The sequence below is a fragment of the Bacillus sp. FJAT-28004 genome (genome assembly GCF_001280845.1).
GTDB lineage: Bacteria > Bacillota > Bacilli > Paenibacillales > Paenibacillaceae > Pristimantibacillus.
Genome location: NZ_LGHP01000002.1, coordinates 322,008 through 339,823 on the forward strand (window position 1 = coordinate 322,008; position 17,816 = coordinate 339,823).

The 17,816-nt window shown below is 42.5% G+C and carries 10 protein-coding genes and 1 pseudogene; 8 read left to right on the forward strand and 3 right to left on the reverse strand.

Annotated elements, in window-relative coordinates:
• Positions 1-146: 146 nt before the first annotated feature.
• Positions 147-1,598 carry an amino acid permease gene (locus AC787_RS23685; protein ID WP_054027438.1) on the forward strand — a complete coding sequence of 484 codons (1,452 nt, stop codon included), beginning with the start codon at positions 147-149 and terminating at the stop codon, positions 1,596-1,598.
• A 204-nt stretch (positions 1,599-1,802) separates the two neighbouring features.
• Here the strand turns inward: AC787_RS23685 and AC787_RS23690 are convergent, their stop codons facing one another.
• The gene (locus tag AC787_RS23690; protein ID WP_054027439.1) at positions 1,803-2,738 is read right to left on the reverse strand and encodes a helix-turn-helix transcriptional regulator; all 936 of its coding nucleotides are present in this window, start codon (positions 2,736-2,738) and stop codon (positions 1,803-1,805) included.
• Between the two features lie 123 nt (positions 2,739-2,861).
• On the opposite strand from AC787_RS23690, the gene AC787_RS23695 reads away from it, so the two are divergent.
• The 3 genes and pseudogenes from AC787_RS23695 to AC787_RS23705 form a co-directional block, all read left to right on the forward strand.
• Entirely contained in the window at positions 2,862-3,323 is a 462-nt protein-coding gene (locus tag AC787_RS23695) for a VOC family protein (protein ID WP_054027440.1), read from the forward strand.
• A 477-nt stretch (positions 3,324-3,800) separates the two neighbouring features.
• On the forward strand, positions 3,801-5,024 hold the full coding sequence (locus tag AC787_RS23700) for a chloride channel protein (protein ID WP_054027441.1): 1,224 nt from the start codon (positions 3,801-3,803) through the stop codon (positions 5,022-5,024).
• Between the two features lie 33 nt (positions 5,025-5,057).
• Positions 5,058-5,479 (forward strand): annotated as a pseudogene (locus AC787_RS23705) (sigma-70 family RNA polymerase sigma factor); the annotation flags it as partial.
• A gap of 310 nt (positions 5,480-5,789) precedes the next feature.
• On the opposite strand, the gene AC787_RS23710 reads toward AC787_RS23705, so the two are convergent.
• Positions 5,790-7,037, reverse strand: coding sequence for a response regulator transcription factor (locus AC787_RS23710; protein WP_054027442.1), 1,248 nt, complete (start codon positions 7,035-7,037; stop codon positions 5,790-5,792).
• Positions 7,038-7,061: 24 nt separating this feature from the next.
• Entirely contained in the window at positions 7,062-8,804 is a 1,743-nt protein-coding gene (locus AC787_RS23715) for a sensor histidine kinase (protein WP_054027443.1), read from the reverse strand.
• A gap of 399 nt (positions 8,805-9,203) precedes the next feature.
• Here AC787_RS23715 and AC787_RS23720 point away from each other — a divergent pair, with 399 nt between their 5' ends.
• From AC787_RS23720 to AC787_RS23735, 4 genes are all read left to right on the forward strand, one after another.
• A complete protein-coding gene (locus AC787_RS23720; protein ID WP_054027444.1) occupies positions 9,204-10,538 on the forward strand; it encodes an ABC transporter substrate-binding protein in 1,335 nt (444 codons plus the stop codon).
• Between the two features lie 78 nt (positions 10,539-10,616).
• On the forward strand, positions 10,617-11,489 hold the full coding sequence (locus tag AC787_RS23725) for a carbohydrate ABC transporter permease (protein WP_054027445.1): 873 nt from the start codon (positions 10,617-10,619) through the stop codon (positions 11,487-11,489).
• A complete protein-coding gene (locus AC787_RS23730) occupies positions 11,486-12,319 on the forward strand; it encodes a carbohydrate ABC transporter permease (RefSeq protein ID WP_054027446.1) in 834 nt (277 codons plus the stop codon). The genes AC787_RS23725 and AC787_RS23730 overlap by 4 nt, the downstream gene beginning before the upstream one ends.
• 188 nt (positions 12,320-12,507) lie before the next feature.
• A complete protein-coding gene (locus tag AC787_RS23735; RefSeq protein WP_054027447.1) occupies positions 12,508-17,073 on the forward strand; it encodes a X2-like carbohydrate binding domain-containing protein in 4,566 nt (1,521 codons plus the stop codon).
• Positions 17,074-17,816 lie beyond the last annotated feature (743 nt).

Genomic DNA, 17,816 nt, shown 5'->3' on the forward strand with positions numbered 1-17,816 from the left:
GTTGGGAATGATATAAAACGTTCACCTCTGTGAGCGTTTTTTTTTGTGACCATAAGAAACGTATGTTCTGAAAGACAGTGTCACCGTTTCTTCTTGTTTCCCACTCCACAACAATGGATCGACATCATGATTAAGGAGTGTTTTTAATGTCATCAAACAATTCGACTGAGCCACAGCAGTTGAAACGCGGGCTCAAGGCTCGTCACCTCACGATGATTGCACTTGGAGGCTCCATTGGTACAGGCTTGTTCCTTGCTAGTGGTAGTGCAATAGCAGAAGCTGGTCCAGGGGGAGCTCTTCTCGCTTATATAGCTGTGGGTATTATGGTGTACTTCCTTATGACTAGTTTGGGAGAACTTGCAACCTATATGCCAGAATCGGGATCTTTTAACACATATGCTAGCCGCTTCGTGGATCCTTCTTTGGGATTCGCCCTGGGATGGAATTTCTGGTTTAACTGGGCGATTACGATTGCCTCTGAGCTTGCAGCAGCAACTCTTATTATTAAATATTGGTTTCCTGATAGTCCTTCTTATCTGTGGAGCTTACTGTTCCTTGCCATTATTTTCGGTTTGAATTTACTGTCTGTCAAAGGATATGGTGAATCGGAATACTGGTTTGCATTGATCAAAATTGCCGTTGTCATCATCTTCTTGATTGTTGGGGTGCTTATGATATTTGGTATAATGGGCGGCTCGAAGCCGACTGGCTTCAGTAATTTCACACTAGATGGTGGACCGTTCCATGGTGGTTTTCTAGCGTTTCTTGGTATCTTTATGGCAGCGGGTTATTCGTTCCAAGGAACCGAGCTTGTCGGCATTGCAGCGGGTGAAAGTGAGAACCCACGTGAGAACGTACCGAAGGCCATTAAACAAATCTTCTGGCGTATTCTGCTTTTCTATATTTTTGCAATCTTCGTAATTGGCATGTTGATTCCTTTTACACATCCGAGCTTGATGCAAGCTGGTATTGAGAATATTGCAGTTAGTCCGTTCACCCTTGTTTTTGAAAAAGCGGGATTCGCCTTCGCGGCTGCTATTATGAATGCCGTCATTTTGACTTCGGTGCTGTCTGCTGGTAACTCGGGGATGTATGCATCTACACGTGTACTGTGGGTACTTGCCAAAGAGGGCAAAGCACCTAAGTTTCTAGAGAAATTAAACAAACGCGGTATTCCTATTAATGCGCTGCTGGTCACTTGTGCAGTCGGCATGCTTGCGTTCCTAGCTTCCTTCTTCGGTGATGGGGTTGTGTATTTATGGCTGCTGAATGCTTCTGGCATGTGCGGATTTATTACATGGCTTGGAATCGCAATTAGTCATTACCGTTTCCGTAGGGCATTCGTTGCACAAGGTCGGGATTTAAGTGAACTTCCTTATAAAGCCAAGTGGTTTCCGTTAGGTCCACTCTTTGCCTTTGCATTATGCATGTTCGTTATTATCGGCCAGAACTTTAAAGCTTTCACTGGAGAAACGATCGATTGGTATGGCGTGCTTGTTTCCTATATCGGAATTCCGTTATTTTTAGTTGTATGGCTAGGCTATAAATTTGTGTACAAGACCAAAGTCATTCCTCTTAAAGATTGTAAATTTGACTAGAATGAAGTGGAGTCATGAGCAATGGGACAGGCAGACAAGTCATGTTGAGTGTTGCTCACTGTTGGTAAGGAATGACTAATAGTTGAGATGTATTGGCGTATAAGCAACGGAGCGGGTAAAATCCCGCTTCTTTTTTATTTTCTTTAAAAGACTGACTATTACCGAGCTTGATTCGCTTCACAATAAGCCCCCGAACATAGCGATCTATATCTTTTGATAGTGATTTAAAAGATTCTCTATTCGATCTTGGATCATTTGTTTTAACGATTCAGGTTTCACTGAAATAACATAATGACCATATCTCATCAAATAGTTAGCTATAAACTCCTCTTCTCCTATATTATAGAATCCTTTAATGACTGTTTTATTACCATTTTCTAATTTCATAGAAGGATAATGTTCTTTATAAAAAATATCCTTGGCTTGTTCAAAAATCTCTACTTCAAAGTCGATACTCTTCTCAGATTGATATATTTCTAATGAACGACTAACGAGTTCATCTATAGAAAAGTGAGAGTTGATTTCTTCTTCTATACGGGTTATTCTATCGCATCTGAAAACTCTATATTTATTTGTATTTAACTCTATTCCAGCAGCATACCATTGACCAAACCTAGCGGAAATTTTGAAAAATTGAACTGGGTAACTTTTTGCTTGATTATCCTTTAAATATTGAATCTTACAGCTGTTCTCATTAAGAATGCTTTCTAGAATTTTATCTAAAAAACGACTGACATTATGATGCTGATATATTTCAAATTGTAGGACTTTTTTCATTTGGTGAATCTGGTTTATTTGTTTTTTAGAAAGACAGTTTTCAAACTTTTCATTTAGTTGATTAACACTTAAATGAAATGGTGTTGATTGATAAGATTCTAACGTCAACATTGCAAAGTACAGAGCATACACTTCATCTATAGTAAAAATAATGGGGGATAACAATCTATTTTTTAAGATACCATATCGTCCATGTCTGCCATGTTCCGAATAAATAGGCATACCTAATTGTTCTAATGAGCTAATATCACGTAGAGCCGTACTTTTTGAAATATTGTATTTAACCATTAGGTCATTTAAATTAAAGAACTCTCGACTGTTTAAGTATCTGGTCATGTCATTTAATCTTTCTGATTTCTTCATTAACATATCTCCTTATAAAGGTGTCATATTTTGACGCCTTTATATATTATGATAAGTTCAAGGTAATATATCAAATGTATAAGATATCTACCTAGAATGATAATATGAATGGAGAATGATATCATGAGTACAACACTAGAAATTGCTATTTTCTTATCCATGGACGGAAGAGCAAAAGAAGCTATAAATTTTTACAAGAACCATTTTAACGCAGAGGAATTGTTACTTGTTACCTATCAAGACATAGCAAAACGTGACAGCTCCATACAGCTTACTGATGAGAATAAGAATTATATTTCTCATTCTGTCTTATCAATCGGAAGAACAAAAGTCATGATAGCGGAAGATACAATGAATACCAGTGAAGCATATTCAGTTGGTAATAACACTTCATTATGCATTCAAAGTTCTGACTTAGCAGAAATTGAACATTTTTATAATAGCTTAATTACAGATGATCGAGTGAAAATCATTGTTCCTTTATCGAATAATTTATTTAGCGAAGCATACGGTATTATTGAAGACCCGTTCGGTATTCAAATTCAATTAATGTTTGATGATAGATTATATAAGGGTATTGAGTAGGTTTGTAGCATAGTTGGGGACGAAATTGGGACGTGAGTTAATCACGTTCCTATTTCCGAATTATTGTAGGATTATAATGTGAAACACAAAGGTTGTCTTTATGAATATGCTGTTGTTGAAGCAACGTTCAAGTCTAGATCTCAGAGTTTTCTAACCACAAAATCCAACTTAGTTTAGCTGATTCACCTGTTATCCGCCCATTATCCTACATAACTATTTTTTATTAGTTCACAAAAAAATAGTTAGGGCTTGATTGCACGATGTTATATCAATAAATGAAACCAAATGGTAGAGATTCCATTTGGTATTTTACTGTATAGACACTCCACACATATGGAAACTATCGTACTGCTGATACGTATAACGCCGGTATTGATAAGAAATAATTAAACTGTAACGAACTCTGCCTGTGGCAACGTCAGAGATTATTAATGTATCAGGATCTGTTCTTATTAGGAAAGTGAGGCAATAAAAGAAATGAAGTTTTTAGGTGCAGGTACTTTTATTCTATATAGCATCGTTACAGGAGGGATTGTTGGGCTTCTTGTATGGAGTTTTCTCGCTATTCTTTCTGTAACGACTCGCTTTTTATGGGTTGATTTGCCGAATGTAATTGATATTGGAGCTTGGCCATTAATCGTGTGTGTAGTTGGCGGTATTTTGATAGGTTTATCTCAAAAGTACCTTGGTAATTACCCACGTTTAACAGATGAAGTAGTAGCAGAATTCAAGCAAACAAAAAGAATTGATTACAGATCAGTGTTTAAGGGTGCTATAATTGCAATTTGTGTACTTTCTTTTGGAGCCAGTCTTGGTCCCGAGGCGGCTTTAGTCGGGATTGTAGGAGGCCTTTCTACGTGGGCGGGAGATGTTTTGAAAACATTAGTTAAGAAAAAATCTGTATTAAATGAACATGGAGATATCATCATCGAATATAGTATTGAGACAACAATGGGTATGGTTTTTAGGGCGCCGCTATTTGGAGTTAGTACATTGTTTGAAGATAAAAAAGAATCAAGGTATATTAAGCTAATAAAGGCAATTGTATATTCATTAACTACTGCCGCAGGATTTTCTGTATTTATACTATTATCCAAAATAGATAACAAACAATTTTCCATAGCGGATTTTGGTACACCAGCATTAGGCGGATATGAAATATTAGTGATAATTCCGTTGATCCTTTTAGGAGTATTGCTTGCAAAATTATATGAATTTTTCAGTCATAGTGCCCAAAAAGTACTCAAACCACTTGATAAATATAAAGTCATTAGAGCAGTTATTGGCGGGGTAGTACTAGGATTAGTCGGAACGATTCTCCCTATTACTTTATTTTCGGGGGAGCATGAGTTAACCGAAATAGCTGCTAAGTGGACCGGTATGTCAGCATATTTATTACTGGCAATAGGTATTTTAAAGCTGTTTTTAACTGAATTTTGTTTAGCATCTGGTTGGCGTGGAGGACATATCTTTCCTATTATTTTTGCAGGGGTGAGCATAGGCTACGGAATTGCATCGTTACTCTCGATAGATCCGGTAACATCCATTGCCGTAGTCACCACATCTCTCGCCAGTGCAGTACTCCGGAAGCCGCTGGCAGTTTTGTTGCTTTTAATCCTGATCTTCCAAGTGAAGCTGGTTATACCTATGTTAATTGCAGCATATTTACCGATGTATTTATTAAAGCTGAAACGTGTATAACTTAAGGTTACTCTCTGGGAAATTTTAAAATACTTCCAAACCGGCAAAGGCACGAAGCTAGCTACATTTGCCGCCCGTTGTATTGAGAACGAAATACTTATGCACCTTCGGTCTTTGAAGAAGACTAGGAAAGACGTATCACTTCATGATCCAATTGGAACGGATAAGGAAGGCAATGAAATTACGTTGATTGATATCCTTGGTACTGTAGCGGATGATATCGTCGATAAGGTGCAGCTTAAGATTGAGAATTCGAAGATATGTAAAAATTTGGATATACTCGATGACCGCGAAAAGGAGTTGTCATTGGTAGGTTTGGTTTGGAGCACGCCGGGGATGAGCGGACGCAGCGGGAGATTGCGAAGGAGCTTGGGATTAATCGAAGTTATGTTTCAAGGATTGAGCAGCGGGCGCTTATGAAGCTTTATCATGAGTTTTATAAGGCGAAGAGATGATGGGTCATTATTAATATTGTCCTTATAAGTTCTAAAGTAGACTGAATGGCCACGTCTTTGCAACGTGGCTTTTTGTTTATTCCATAGTGCTAACATTAAGCTATACCATCTAATTGCTTGACTAGATTACAGTGAACTTAAATTATTTTGGTTTGCTCGCTTACTATCTATGATATGAGCCATCGCCTCCAAATAAAGAATGAATTGTTCATTAAGAAGTGCAAATAATTGATTTTGGAATTGGATAGATCTATTGTCCACATTTGGAGAACGAATTAAACGAATAAGAAAGATACTGGACCACAACCCACTACTGCTCCGTATGGTTGTTTACTGATAGACGATAGTCGGAGGGGGAGATGCCGTGTACCAGCTTGAATTTGCGGAAAAAATAATTAGGGTCAAGAAATCCTACTGCAGTAGCGATTTCCGATGCCTTTAGCGCAGTAACGGCCAGCATCTTCTTGGCATGACTTAATCTGACACGATTAAGGTAGTCGTTGAAATATTGTCCTGTTTCCTTCTTGAATAATCTTCCCAGATAGACGTTGTTTACATTGAAGTGCAGCGATAGCAGCTGCAAGGATAACTCCGCACTATAGTTTTTCTGTACATATCGTTCAACCTGTCTGGTTATCGGGTTCTGTGAGATCAGGTTAATTTCCTGGTCTGTCGCATACAATACTTTATTATTGCAGAGTGCCAGCGCTTCATTATACGATTCATGTAGCTGACTAGGCAGGCAGGTGACCTTCCCAAAGTAATTGATCCAGGGTGTTTTGAGTATCTCTCCATACCGCTTGGAAATGTCAGTCATCCAGCTGTGATTGCTCTCGCTGAAGCGGTCGGCATCATTGCCCTCGTCCGTGAACAGCACAATAATTTGCCTATGCTCATTTAGAAAGGCAATTCCACGGCCGCTTTCCTGCAGCACCTCTTCCACACTATTGAGGATAGCAAATGAGCGATATTGTTCTTCATTTTGGGTCAGCTCGCCTTCCTGCCGGTCACACCAATCAATGATGCAAATTTGGTATCGTTCATTCATCAGCAGAGGCAATTGCAAAAATTTCAGCTTTTCACGCAGCTGATCATGCTGAATCCGGTTTTGCACCCAGCGAAGTAATATATTATTTTTCAATAATTGAAACGACTCTCGCTGCATTTGCTCGGCAATATATTGTCCCTGGAAGCGCTCTGTGCAGGACGCTATAATTTCAGTAAGTTCTGAAGCATCAATAGGCTTGAGCAAATAATCTTCGACTTGATATTTCATTGCTTGCCGCACATAAGCATATTCATTGTACCCGCTTAGCACGACGATAGAGGTATTCCAGTTTCTTAGTCTTATCTGCTCGATCAGATGTAACCCGTCCCCCTTAGGCATACGAATGTCTGTAAGCACAATATGTGACTTATGCGCCTCCATAAGCTCTAGTGCTTCATAAGCCCCCTCTGCCTCGGATAATTGCGTAATATTAAGCGCTTTCCAATTAATTAACCGCTTCAATCCCTCTCTTATATATTGATCGTCATCGACAATTAGTAGACTTGTCATATTAAACCTCCTCAAGAAAACTGGCTAACGTTTATAGGGGAAAATCATATTCAGCCGAAATGGCCCAGTCTCAGATTGCTTCTCGTGCAGAGACAAGCCGTACTCATTGCCGTAATAATGCTTGATGCGCTCGTGAATATTTTTAAGTCCCAGATGCTGTTCGGGGAATGTATTTTCGGTTTGCAGAAGCTGCTGCAATCGGCTGTGCTCCTCTTCGGAAATATTCTTGCCGTTGTTATGAATTTCGATCATGAGCAGATTGGACTCTCTCTTGATTGCTATCGTAATAACAGGTTCATCATATTGCTCCAGCTTGCCATGCTGTATCGCGTTCTCAATGATAGGTTGCAATGTGAATTTTAGCATGAAGCAGTTTTCCAGATTTAGCTCAGAGATCACCCGAAGCTCGATGCGGTTGGACTTGCCAAGCATAAGCAGTTCCAAGTAGTAGTTCGTATGTGCGAGCTCCTCCTGCACCGAGATGAGGTCGTCAGTTGGTTGGAGCATCCAGCGATACAGCCGTCCAAGGTGGTAGAGTTTCTCCGCCAGAGAGGGCTGCTCGCTAATGACGGCCTGCATGCGTAGGGATTCCAATGTATTGTATAAAAAATGAGGATGTATCTGGGTTTTTAAAGCAATAAACTCTGCATTGCGCTTACGGATTTCGGATATGTACACCTGATTGATATGATTTTGCAGCTCTTGTGTCATCCGATTGAAACGAAGCATCAGATCGCTGATTTCATCTTCGCCGTTTACGGGCATCAAATGAGTGAACGGATTACGCTGCACCTTTTTGAAGTGTTTGCTCATCTGGTTAAATCGCCCAACGATAAACCGTTGAATAATATGAATGATAATGATGCAGACGAGCCAGCTAAGTCCAAGTATGATTAATACGCGGACCGCGATGTCTGATAGCTTACTTTGCAAATTAGATTTGTAGCTAATGCCTATAATCTCAATTTGGTATTTATCAATCGAGAGCTGCGAGATTAAATCATCGGATACGTTCCAATCGGATTGTCCATCCGGCCTACTGTCCAGCAGAACGGCGTCCTTCTGCTTAATAATGAGTCTGTAGTCCGAACTTTGGGAATCGAACTCATTCGTAATGGTATGTGTATTTAAGGAAACGAGATGGTAACCGTATACCTGCTCGGGATGTATACTCGTTGGATTATAGATTGGATTGACTATATAAAGCATACGGTCAGCGGGTGCCAGCAACTGATCGGTGCTTCCGAAATAGGGATGCTGATAAGACTTTGGGAATGAATCGAAAAACTGCTTATACGGATATGAGGGATTGACACGATACTTTTGCTGCTGCGATTCAACAAATAATCGCTCATCCTGCAGACGGTACATCATAACTGCTGAAGTATATGGGTTACGAGAAAGCATATGCGTCATAACATTTTTAAGATAATTTTGTTCGGATACCGCTTTCCTATCCTCCATATTACTAGGAATATTGTCTGGGAGGAACAACTCGTACACACTGGTCTGCATATTGCTTTTCTGATAGATGCTCATGGAATCATATTTGAACCGCTCCATGATATCGATCAATTGAATTTTTAGTTTCTCTGTTCGAAAGGTCAGCAGTTCATGCTCTTTTTTCTCCAGAATCGAGTAGAAGTTATTGTAGATGCCGAGGCCTAGCAGCAAAAATACGATAAGCAAGGCTGCACCAATACCAATATTCAGCTTCCGAAATATAAATCTGCCGATCCATTCACGGTATAAGGTCTTAATCCACATGGAGCCGACTCCTTTGGTGTTGACAGATTCAGGTTTAGTGCGAGTGCTGATTCATCTAACGTCATTTTATGAACAAATTTAAAGCGCTGTCAACTTTTTAATCGTAAGTAGCTGATGCACGGCAATGCGTGAGACTGGTGCTAATTCCCGTTTAATCTTGCGAATGTATGAGTCGTAAAGATACAGTTTCTCCAGTAAAACTATGGTTTTTACTCTAGCAGTAGTTTTACATCGTTTTAGGGGGCAGCGTGCGCTCAAGCACGGAATCGCGTGTATTTTGAACCCGCGAAAAGAAGTTTAATTGGTCTAGTTAAAGTAGAATTTATACTGTGGAAACAATTAACAACATCTTCCTATAATAGACTTGAGGTTATTAAAAGAGAAGAAGAGGTGGTCGAAATGAGAAAGTGGTTTGCGGTTTGTATGAGCATGATGCTGGTTACGGTATTGGCGGCTTGCGGCGGCAATAACGGTAATAGTACTGGCGAGAAGGAGTCAACACCAACCCAGTCTGCTAATAACAGCGCAGAGAAGGGCACGGATAAAGAAGCGGTCAAGGATGTTGAAATTGTATTTCAATCATGGATTACTCCGAACCTGACGGTCGAATATTACGATCAATTAATTAAAAAGTTTGAAAGCGCTAACCCTGGCATCAAAGTGAAACGAATTCAACCTCCGGCGAACGAAGGATCACCTGATAGCTACCTAAAAACATTGCTTGCATCTGGCGACTTCCCTGATATCATCCAGAACGCTACGATCCAAATGTTCGTAGATGCTGACGCATTGCTTGAAATTCCAATTGACGATGACATAAAGAAGATTAACAACTATGAGGCTGAGATGATTGATGGCAAGCTATACAATATTTCGGCAATCAGACAGCCGCAATCTCTTATTTTCTATAATAAAAAGCTATTCGCCGAAGCGGGCATTACCTCCACTCCGAAGTCATGGGCTGAGCTGGAAGCGGCTGCGGAGAAGCTGAAGGCAAAAAATATTACTCCGCTGCTTACGGCGGGCGATTGGACGGCTGGATTTACGTTTTCGGTAATGACATCGCCTAGCGTCTATAAGGACAATAAAAACTGGTACGCAGACCGCTTCGACAATAAAGTGAAATTTACAGATGCGAACTGGAAGGAAGCAGCCGATTATTATATCAATCTAGTTGAGAAGGGGTACTTCAACAAAGGTGCTTTAAGCATCGACTACACGGCAGTTGAGCAGGAGTTTTTGAAGGGTAAGGGAGCTATGTATCCGATGGGGTCATGGTTCAGTGCGGCTGAAGCTGTTGCGGACAAGGATTTTGAGGTAGGCGTATTTGCAACACCTACCAAGGATGGCACGCAATATTTGCTGGGCGGAGAAAATGCGGGCGGTTATGCGGTTGCCAAAAACAGCAATCACCCGGAAGAGGCGCTTAAATTCGCAAAATTTATGATGCTGGACCCGGAAGCCCATAAAGGCTATTTGCAGGCAGATGCTTTGTTCTCGAATTTGAAGGAGCCGCTCAAATGGGAAATGTCTCCTTTGCAAACGGAAATTTACGAGCTGCTGCTTAACAACCCTCCGATGGTTGGCCATATGAACAATAAAGTCGGCAGAGTGCCTGTAGCAGGCATTCAGGACCAATACAACAAAGTAGCGCAAAGCATTATGCTCGGTGATTTGGACATGGAGAAGGGTATGAAATCACTAGACGAATATTGGGATAAAAACAATAAATAAAGCTGCGGCAGAAGGGGCGAACAATAGGGCTCGCCCCTATCACAATGGCATCATTAAGATACTTGGCGGTGATACAAATTGCTTAAAAATGATCGATGGTCTTTTGCGTTAATGTTTTCACCAGGAATTATTATTTACTTCTGTTTCCTGCTGATCCCTATCTTCCTATTAGTCTATTATTCTTTTTACAATTGGGATGGCCTCAGCCCTTCCTATCAATTTGCAGGATTAAGCAACTATGTGGAAGCCTTTCATGACAAGGCCTTTGCACGGGCGTTGCAGGTCACCTTGTTTATTACGGTGGTGGCAACCCTGGCTGTGAATATACTTGGAATTGCCTTTGCGGTTCTCCTGAACCAAAAAGGGCGGATGACAAATTTTTATAGATCCGTCTTCTTCTTCCCTTTGCTGCTGAGTACAGTCTCGATCGGTTTTATTTGGAAGAGCATTCTGAGCTATAACGGATTGCTTAATAACTTGCTGGAGAAGCTTGGGGCGGAGCGCATCGAGTTTTTTGGGAACCCGGATTTGGCAGTATTGACCATTACTTTCCTTGCGATCTGGCAGTCTACCGGCTTTATTATTGTCATCTATTTGGCAGGGCTTCAATCGATCCCGGGTAGCTTGTATGAGGCGGTCAAAATGGACGGGGCCAATCGATGGCAGCAGTTCAGACATATTACGTTTCCGATGCTGGCACCTGCTTTTACGATGAGCATCATCTTTATGTTTACGGGATCTATGCGGGAATACGACCGCGTTGCTATCCTTACTTCCGGCGGACCGGCCGGAGCGACTGAAACAATCGCCTATCAGGTGGTTAAGGTTGGCTTTAGCGCGAACCGGCTGAGCTATTCTGCTAGTCTTGCAGTCTATATGCTGATTATCGTAAGCCTTTTATCGGTTTCCTTGACGATCTATTTGCGAAGAAGAGAGGAGAGGTTGCTATGAGGAGAAATTTCTCTCATTCTATCAGGCATCTATTCCTCATGCCTTTGTCTCTGTTATTGCTTGTTCCGTTCTATATCGCTGTCGTCAATGCATTCAAGACAAGAACGGACATTTTGAACAACCCTTTTTCTCTGCCTGTGCTCAACCTGACGCTAGACAATTTTATAAGATCGGCAGTGACGCCATCCTTTAATATTTTCAAAGCATATGGGACGTCTGTTCTCATTACATCGGTATCGGTCGTTCTGCTTATCGTGCTGTGCTCGATGATGTCCTTTGTTTTTGCCCGCGTGAGCAACCGCTTTTTGTCCGTATGCTATTTGCTGCTGCTGTCAGGTTTAATGATTCCGCCGCAAGTGATTTTGATTCCGCTTGTTAAGGTACTGGCGAAGCTCGGATTGATGTTCACGCCGCAGGGGTTGATTCTTTACAATATCGGGTTTTATGTGCCGTTTACGGTATTTATATTTGTAGGCTTTATCCGCACGCTGTCGAGGGAGCTGGATGAGTCCGCAAAGATTGACGGGGCGAGCCAATTTACGATTTTTTGGAAAATATTATTTCCGCTGCTGCGTCCCGCGACTGCCTCAGCCGTTATTTTCTTATGCCTGTGGATTTGGAATGATTTTATTAATCCAGTCATTATTTTGGGCTCTACCAAGAGCTACACCGTAACGACGGGAATCTTTCAAGCCGTTGGGCAGTACAGCACGAACTGGGAGGATGTGTTTGCACTGGTTGTATTGGCCTCGGCGCCGATTTTTTTACTCTATCTGTTCATGCAGCGGCAGTTTATTGCGGGGCTGACGGAAGGCTCGTTGAAGGGGTAGCACGTACCAAACGGAATCGCTGATTTTCTTTTTCGCTATAGCGATGAGCATCATTCTCTGATGGTATATTCTCTGGGAAGGGGGCGGAGCTCTGACATTGGTTAAACTTACGATACAGTGCGGCGGGGTAAGGCCGCACTGGTCATAAACGAATAAAAAACGAAAAGAAACGTAGGAGGCGTCTATTTATGAAAAGAAAGCTTGCTTTACTAATCGCCATATACATGGTGTTCACAAGCTTATCCCTGTCAGGTGCGATTAAACCGGTTCAAGCTGCTTCGCAGCAGAGCTTTTACGTATCGCCGCTAGGAGATGACAACAACAGTGGGACCTCTGATTCGCCATTTAGGACCATTGATAAAGCTAGGGAGGCTGTACGCGAAATAAACAGCACAATGACAGATGATATTTATGTCTATTTGCAGGATGGCGAATATCTGTTAGATGAGACCTTGACATTCGACAGCTTGGATTCGGGTAATAACGGCTACAAAGTGATCTATACGGCTGATGCGGGAGCGACTCCTGTCATTAGCGGCGGCGTCGACATTAGTGCAGGCTGGGAATTATACGATAACGAAAAAAATATCTATAAAAAGACAGGTGTAGATTGGAATTTCAGGCAGCTGTATGTTGGCGAGGATCGGGGAATCCGGGCACGGCAGCCCAATTTGACCAATGATGTAGTCAAAGGTCCATATTACAGGGCTAAGAACGGCGAATATCCTTATGCCATTAATGAGGATGCACGCTCGTGGGCCAGCGAGTTAAGCGGAACATCTGCTGAAATGGTTATTTTGCAAAGTTGGAGTCAAGTGCGCGGCCGAATTGACACCATTAATGAAACGACAGGTCAAGTAGACTTTAAATTCCCTGAAAGCGGCTTTTCGTACAATCATCATGGCCAAGGCAATTCGCCATACTTTTTTGAAAACGCTTTATCTTTACTGGATGCAGAAGGAGAATGGTATCTGGATACTGCTGAGGAAACGGTATATTACAAGCCAAGAATCAGCGAGACGATCAATGCCACTCGGATCATTGCCCCTAAGCTGGAGACTGTTGTGAATGTGGAAGGCAGCTTAGGCAGCAAAGTCCATGACATCGAATTTTCTGGCATTACATTCATGCACAGCAATTGGCTGGCTCCGTCGAGTTATGGTTATGTAGATGTGCAGGCAGGCTTCAGATTTCAGTCCGTCACTGGCGGCAATAACACCGAAATTAGAAATACAGCCCGTTATACCGCATCCCGAGCGATGCTTGAGTTGAAATACACAAGCCATATTACGATTTCTAACAATATTTTTCAATATGCGGGAAGCTGGGGCATTATGGGGTATGAGGGTACCGATCACACCTCGATAGACGGGAACAAGTTTAGCGACAATGCCGGGGGCGGCGTATCTATGGGCATTGTTGGCGATCTGTGGGATGACAACGAAGGAAAAGATCTTTATACGCTGCCTGACGGCCAAAGCCAATTTGATACCATTACAAATAACACAATCGATCATATTGGACTAGATTACGGCGATATGGTTGGGATTGGAGCTATGCTTCCCCAAAACATGACCATCGCAAATAATGAGATCAGCAACCTGCCGTATTCCGGCATTAGTATCGGGTGGAACTGGTCTGATGCAGATCATGGCATGACGAATAATCAGGTACACAACAATTACATTCATGATTCAGTAAGGCTTATCCAGGACGGAGGCGGCATTTACACACTGGGTCGCATGGATGGATTCTCCAATATCTACCACAACTATATAAAAAACATGAGGCAAGGTGAATATGCGGCCTGGAACCATATCATGGGCGTCTATTTGGATGGGGCGACGAGTTACAGGATGGTTGAGCGAAACGTGATCGATAATACGGAACATGCTTTTGCAACAAACAATGCTCATGACAATATCTTCAGGTATAACTATTACAATGTTGATTTCGGTGGAATAACTTCAAACACTGCAATTGGAAATATAAGTGTTTCAGGTACCAACTGGCCGCAGGAAGCGCAGGACATTATTGCAGCGGCAGGCCCGTGGAAAGCACCGCTTCCGGCACCTCAAGAGCCTGTAAATCTCGCATTGAAAAAACCGGTAACGGCATTCTCGCATAGCAATGACCCGGCGCTAGCAGTGGATGGCGATACGAGCACGAGATGGGCGCAGGAAGAAGGAAGAACTGATGCCCAGTGGTTGACGGTAGACCTCGGAGACGTATATTCCATCGCTTCGACAAGTACGATGTTTGAGTTAAACACAGGCTACAAATACAAAATTGAATACTCGGAGGACGGAGAGAATTGGGAGCTGTTTACCGACAAGACAGCGATAGCCACAACCGAGCAAACCAATCAGGATGAAAATGACGTAATGGCGCGTTATATGCGAATTACGCTGTCTCACGGTTGGGGAGGAAGCATTTATGAATTCAGCGTGTATCCTGGAGATGGCGGTACGCCTCCCGAATCCAATTCATTGATTCAGCGGAATGAAGTCACCTTCGATAAAAATCCATCAAGACAAGTTGACATGCAGGTCAAAATGGTATTAAACGGCGGGAAGCTGGATGGAATCAAAAACGGGGCGGCTCAGCTGGTTCCTGATCAAGACTACAAATTATTTTGGGATCAGGTATTGATCTATAAATCCTATCTCCAATCACTGCCAACTGGGGAAAATAACCTGACGTTTGATTTTGCAGCCGGAGAAGACCCTGTCCTGAAGGTGAAGGTTATTGAAGATGACGGGTCCGTCAATGTCGCGCTTAACAAGCCGGTAACGGCTTCGTCGCAAAGCTTGGAGCCTGCTAATGCCGTTGATGGGAATACAAGCACAAGATGGGCGCAGCAGGAAGGGATATGGAATACCGAAGGCTGGTTAATGGTTGATTTGCAGGGCGTATATGCCGTGAAATCCGTTACGACCATGTTCGAATTGTCTAGTGGATATAAATACAAAATCGAGTATTCCATGGATGGGCAAAGCTGGCACACCTATACAGACCGAACAGCAAGTGAAACGACGCAGCAAACGTATCAGGATAACAACGAAAATGCTGTATCCGCAAGATACATGAGGATTAAGGCGTTATATAGCTTAGGCCCGAGTATATATGAGTTTAGCGTATTTGGCACAAAGATAACTCCTGATTCAACTATTGATAAAACAACAGCTGTTTTTAATAAAGACCCGAATAACCAATCAGATATAACCGTTGGAATGGATCTTCAAGGCAATACGCTAACTGGAGTCAAAAATAGATTACTCTACCTGAGCCCTGATATCGACTATAGCGTTTCAGAAAACGAAGTCATTATCCATCGCTCTTATCTTGCAACGCTAGGTGAAGGGAAGAGCAACCTGACTTTTGAATTCAGTTCAGGCGACAATAAGCATTTAGAGGTAAGCGTGACAGACATAAACGGTGCAGAAATCGATATCGCTTTAAGTAAAGCGGTTGTTGCATCGTCACAAAGCAAAAACCCGTTATATGCTGTAGATGGGGACAGAGCGACCAGATGGGCGCAGCAGGAAGGGTTAACCGTACCTCAGTGGTTGAAGGTCGATCTTGGCGATGAATACGACATAACAGGCGTGAAAACCAGATTTGAGCTGAATTCGGGATACAAATACAAAATTGAATCCTCCACAGACGGCTCTAACTGGACAACGTATGCGGACAAGACCGGCACAGCCACCACACAGCAGATTAATGAGGATCGCAAGGAGACTGCCATTCCAGCCAGATATATTCGGTTGAATATAACGGATTCCGACGGGAACGGGGCCGGCGTTTACGATTTCAATGTATTTACTTTTAAAGAAGCGGCCGCATCCAATTCCTCAATAAGCCCGGCATCGGTCATTTTTGACAAGAATCCTTCGCAGCAGCTGGACGCAGTGATCGATGTGGCCTTAAACGGAAATACACTTATTGGAGTGAAAAATGGAGAGGTGCAGCTGACAGCTAATGTGGATTATACTCTGATCAACGATAAGGTAACGATATTGAAATCGTATTTGGCTGCTCTTGAGGTAAGTACCGTTAACCTTACCTTTACGTTTAGCGCAGGACAAGACGCTAATCTCGAAGTACAAGTGATGAACACCAGCGGTGGCAGCAATGGCGGAGGCAATAACGGAGGCAATAACAACGGTAATCCTTCGGACGGTGGAACGGAGGATGGTCATGGCACGGAAGCTCCGAAGTTCACAGACGTTAACGGTCACTGGGCGCAAGCCAACATTGAGGCAGCCGTGAAGCAAGGCATCGTCAAAGGATATACGGATGGTACGTTTAAGCCAAACGCAACTGTGACACGGGCAGAGTTTGTAGTCATGCTCATGAACGGGCTGAAGTTAGCTGACAACAAGGCCGAGCTGAGCTTTGTCGATGGCGAAAAGATTGGCGCCTGGTCTCAAGAAGCGATTGCGCAAGCACTGCAAGCAGGAATCGTAACAGGCTATAATGACGGAAGCTTCCGTCCGGCCGCGAGTGTTACTCGCGCGGAGCTGGCGGTCATGATTGCCAGAGCAGGTGGGGCGAAGCTACCGGACGTGGAAACGACCGGCTTTGCAGACGACAGTGAAATACCGGCCTGGGCGAAGAGCGCTGTATACGTCATGAAGGAAGCAGAAATCTTGAAGGGCAGATCAGGCAACATGTTTGCGCCCAAAGCGCAAGCAACTCGAGCTGAGGCGATTACAATTATTTTGAATTTGCTGCAGGCTGGCAAGTAATCGAAAATATTAGGGCTTTTTCTAAAGACTATTTCATGCTGCGACCGTTAAACGGAACAGTATGGGGGGGGGGCGGACTTCGACGCGCGGGAGATAGCCGCAATCTGCCTGCCATGACTTTGCAGCTTTCCGAGCGCCTGCCGGAAGATGATATCTTTCTTGAGGTTTTGATGTAGTCAGGAACGACCGAGAAGGGTTGCAACATTCAAATAGAAGGCTAGAAATCACAGAAGGTGGCTTCTGAAAAAGTCCAATTATCAAGCAGGTATCATTTGCACAATCTAATTGTGCGAGTGATACCTGTTTTACGTTTAATCGAATTATCAAATTCAGGCGGGTGCTTACATCAAAAGAACGATATAAAATTGGAATGACAATGTCACACGATGCCGGAGTATAGAAATCTACAACATACAAAAAGCAGGTGGAGGAAAACAATTTGTATTCACTCCATCTGCTTTTATTTTTTTGGGTTTTCAGACAGTAATAGCGTTCTGTCTAATAATGAATGAATTTTTTGGAAATATCGAAAAATCGGTGAAATTCGTACTTTTTGAAGAACTTCATTGAGAAAAATTTATGGGACAAGTACTTTTTCGTGTATTGGGATTTTGTAGTGCTTGTTACGATCTGATTGTAATTCAACTATTGAAGTATCTAAAGGAGTAGGGGGATGGCGATGTAGGGGAAAGGTGTGTGTACAGTAATTCGTGTTGGACATGAAAAGATAAAGAAGGAGATAT